Annotated in this window: 5 protein-coding genes; 2 read left to right on the top strand and 3 right to left on the bottom strand. The window is 60.6% G+C overall.

Annotated elements, in window-relative coordinates:
• Window positions 1-917, top strand: a 917-nt coding sequence (locus DBR24_RS12900; RefSeq protein ID WP_256591446.1) for a chromate transporter, incomplete at its 5' end; no start/stop codon positions are given.
• Window positions 918-967: 50 nt separating this feature from the next.
• Here the strand turns inward: DBR24_RS12900 and DBR24_RS12895 are convergent.
• The 3 genes from DBR24_RS12895 to DBR24_RS30930 form a co-directional block, all read right to left on the bottom strand.
• Window positions 968-1,450: a DUF2867 domain-containing protein gene (locus DBR24_RS12895; protein ID WP_128614947.1), complete on the bottom strand. Its 483-nt coding sequence runs from the start codon at window positions 1,448-1,450 to the stop codon at window positions 968-970.
• 149 nt (window positions 1,451-1,599) lie between these two features.
• Entirely contained in the window at window positions 1,600-2,106 is a 507-nt protein-coding gene (msrA, locus tag DBR24_RS12890) for a peptide-methionine (S)-S-oxide reductase MsrA (protein WP_123464229.1), read from the bottom strand.
• Between the two features lie 74 nt (window positions 2,107-2,180).
• Window positions 2,181-2,345: a hypothetical protein gene (locus DBR24_RS30930; RefSeq protein WP_158277037.1), complete on the bottom strand. Its 165-nt coding sequence runs from the start codon at window positions 2,343-2,345 to the stop codon at window positions 2,181-2,183.
• A gap of 180 nt (window positions 2,346-2,525) precedes the next feature.
• Between DBR24_RS30930 and DBR24_RS12885 the strand changes: the two genes are divergently transcribed.
• Complete coding sequence (locus DBR24_RS12885; protein ID WP_128614946.1) at window positions 2,526-3,587, top strand: fimbrial protein; 1,062 nt, start codon at window positions 2,526-2,528, stop codon at window positions 3,585-3,587.
• Window positions 3,588-3,863 lie beyond the last annotated feature (276 nt).

Here is a 3,863-nt window from a genome sequence, read left to right as displayed (position 1 = left end):
GCTCGCGGGCATTGAAGAACAACTGGCTGTGGGCGATTGCGGCAGCCTCATTTACTGCGATCTTCGCGCTCAATGTGCCGTTTCCGCTGATCGTCCTGGGCGCAGCAGTGATCGGCTACGTCGGCGGGCGCCTGGCACCCGAGAAGTTCAGAGCCGGCGGCCACAGCGCCGCAAAAAAATCCTACGGCCCGGCGTTGATCGACGACGACACGCCTCCACCTGATCATGCCCGATTCAACTGGCTGAAGCTGCTGGCAATTACCTTGACCGGCGCCGCACTGTGGGCGCTGCCAATGATAATCCTGACCACGCTCTTTGGCTGGGAAGGCACGCTGACCCAGATGAGCTGGTTCTTCACCAAAGCCGCACTGCTGACCTTCGGCGGTGCCTACGCGGTGCTGCCCTATGTTTACCAGGGCGCGGTCAGCCACTATGGCTGGCTGACCCCGACACAGATGATCGACGGCCTGGCACTGGGGGAAACCACACCCGGGCCACTGATCATGGTGGTAGCGTTCGTGGCTTTTGTCGGGGCGTATGTCTCGCAGGTATTCGGGCCCGATCAGGTTTTTCTCGCGGGCGCCGTCGCCGCCGCCCTGGTGACCTGGTTCACCTTCCTGCCCTCGTTCCTGTTCATTCTCGCCGGTGGCCCGCTGGTGGAATCGACCCACAACGAACTCAAGTTCACCGCGCCGCTCACCGCGATAACGGCCGCCGTCGTCGGGGTGATCCTCAATCTGGCGTGTTTCTTCGGTTACCACGTGCTCTGGCCAACGGGATTCAGCGGCCACCTCGACTGGCCCTCGGCACTGATCGCCATCGCGGCGGCGATTGCCTTGTTCCGCTTCAAGCGCGGCGTTATCCAGGTGTTGCTGGCCTGTGCGCTTGTCGGGATGGTCGTCCATCTGCTGCGCTAGGGGGCAGCCGTGAATGCGCCGCCCTCACGGGCACAGCTTGAGCGAGCACACTACGGCGCTTCAAGCGTGCGCTTCAACCGACGCAGATCCCGATTGACGATCACTCTGTGCGCCAGCCCCACCGGTAGCATGTACAGACGCCCAAAGGCGTTATGGGTAACGACGGATGAGGTGACCGTGAGCACTCGCTCGTCGATCGAAAGGCAAATCATCACATCCAGGTGCCGGTCACGTTCGGTCAGCACCAACACGTCGGGCGCACAGTGCTCCACCCGAAAGAAATCCAGAGAATCGCCAACCGCAACGGTTGCGCGTCTGGCGCCTGAGAATCCACCGATACGCTTGACCCCGAATAACGAGGAAATCGCGTCCCTCGCGCGAAACGCCAGGCGCATGAACAACCCCGGCTTGGCGGTCATGTGGTTCCAGGCATCAAGTGCGCTGAGCTCGACAGGCAGCACAACCGACCGGCGATCAAAGTAATCGAGATCGGCCACGGCCCGCAGGGTGTGAACAGATGATGAGGTCGCCAACGATAATCCCTTTCATAGGCTCGATTGCCCTTTGCGATGAAATGCCAAAGGTTCAGGGCGCCATGCTACGTCATCCTGATCGAGATCGCTGAGCGGTCAAGAGCCACCCCGGCGGTGGCTCTCGCTGCAACGGGCTTCAGCCCCGCCGCTCACGCGCGCTTGGGCAGTTTCCAGTTCGGCCGGATGAAATGGCAGGTGTAGCCATTGGGAATGCGCTCGAGGTAATCCTGATGCTCCGGTTCCGCCTCCCAGAACGGCCCCGCCGGTTCGATTTCGGTGACCGCCGGGCCCGGCCACAGTTTTGAAGCATCGACGTCGGCAGTGGTGTCCTCGGCGATGGCGCGTTGTGCTTCGCTGAGGTAATAAATCGCCGAACGATAGCTGCGGCCAAGGTCATTGCCCTGACGGTTGGGCGTGCTCGGGTCGTGAATCTGGAAGAAGAATTCAAGGATCTGCCGGTAGCTGATCACCGCAGGATCGAAGACGATTTCGATCGCTTCGGCGTGATCGCCATGGTTGCGGTACGTGGCATTCGGCACATCGCCGCCGGTATAACCGACGCGGGTGTGCAGCACGCCGGGATAGCGCCGCAGCAAGTCCTGCATGCCCCAGAAGCAGCCGCCGGCGAGAATGGCGGTTTCGGTTTGAGTAGTCATGGTCTGGCGTTCCTCTCGAAGGCATGGGGGAACTACTGTTATGTGGGCATATGGGCTGATTCCAAGGGGCGGCGTCAACAGCTCTGGCGTTTCGCGGCCTGATTGGCTTCTTCAAGCAAAGCCCCGGTGATACGCCGCCCGTGGTAATCACTGACAAAGTCATTGATCCGGTTAGCCAGGTGCTGAATGGAAAGCCAGCCCAGGCCGTGGTTATCACGTAATTTGACCGAAACGCCCATCGACTCCCGACGTTCAGGAGTAAATCCCTGGGAAATTTCCTACACGCCAGCGGGAAGCCGGCTATTCGGTGCGCGTCCCGTGATCCTGATAATTCCGCCCTTCGTTGGCCGACGCCAACAACGTCCAGATGCAGTCAGTCTGCATTGAATGGCCGTTTTCTTCTCAGGAGGGCACATACCATGAAGATCGGGTTACGGATGCTGGGCGGGCTTGGCGCAACGGCGTTGATGTTGACGGCGGCACCGGCGATGGCGGCTTGCACCTGGGCGACGGGCAACAATACGGTCAAGCAGTTGACGCTCACCGGCGGCGCAGTGTTCGCGCCGCGAGACGTGCCGATCGGCACCACGTTGAACAGCAATGGCACGATGCGTCAGCTGAATTTCGGTGACACCTTGCTCTGTTATGGCACGGCGACCTATAACACGGCACTGGTCGGTCCGGTGGCGGTGAACATTCCGGTGGACGTGCTGGATGTGCCGGCCAATGCCTTGCTGCAGACCAACGTGCCCGGTATTGGCCTGGCCATCTACATGACCGGTTTCGCTGCCGCATGGATTACGCCGCCGGGCAACCCCAGCCGATTCATTCCCTTCAACATGAATCGCACCGCCCCCAGCCAGGCGAACATGAGCCAGGCGATGATGCGTTATGCGCTGATCAAGACCGGGGACATCGCGCCCGGTACCCACACCATCAACCAACTGGTCGCCACTGGCACTTCGGATATGGGGCCAATGTTCGACCTGACTTTCACCGCCACCGTGACCCTGGCCGGCTGCTCTCTGCCCGCCGCACCGGGCAACCAGATCAATGTGCCGATGGGCACCTGGGAAAAACGCGTATTCAACGGCAAGAACTCCACCACCCAGGCCCAGCCGTTCGCCATTAACCTCAACGCCTGCATCGCCGGCAATAACTACCCGTCCAACACCAACGGCTACTTCAATGGCAACTTCGCCAACATTCAGATCGACGCCGACAAGACATCGACCATCCTCGACGCGGCCAACGGTGTCTTGAGCCTGTCGACCGATTCGACGGCTCAGGGCGTGGCGATCCAGGTGTTGCAGGACAACGGCTCGCCGATGAATCTGGGGCAGCCCGTGCAGCTCAACCGCATCGTCAACGGCGTGACGTCAGTACCGCTCAAGGCCCGTTATATCCAGACCGGCGATGGACCGACGCCGCAGCCCGGTACCGCCAATGGCCATGCGAGTTTCACCGTGACCTATCGCTGAACCCGGCTAAAAAATCGACCTGTGTTTGCCGACGCTCCCCCTTTGCAATCGCCGATTCCGTGCGGTGCCAAAGGCGGGGCGTTTTTTTTGGCGACAACTTATTGATCGCGCAGCAGCGCTGGGAAATTTCCTACAAGCAAAGGGATTTTCCCTACATAGCGCTCTCATCAACGTCCAGATAATGAGCCTCAGACGCCACGCTCTGCCCCCGACGGGATGGCGACGTCGATCCGTCTCAGGGCCTTCGGGCTTGCGGACATTTATTCAATATCTGGA

It is taken from the genome of Pseudomonas sp. HMWF006 (assembly GCF_003061205.1).
Classification (GTDB): domain Bacteria; phylum Pseudomonadota; class Gammaproteobacteria; order Pseudomonadales; family Pseudomonadaceae; genus Aquipseudomonas; species Aquipseudomonas monsensis.
The sequence above is the reverse complement of the archived record's forward strand: the minus strand, read 5'-3'. Positions and strand labels throughout refer to the sequence as shown.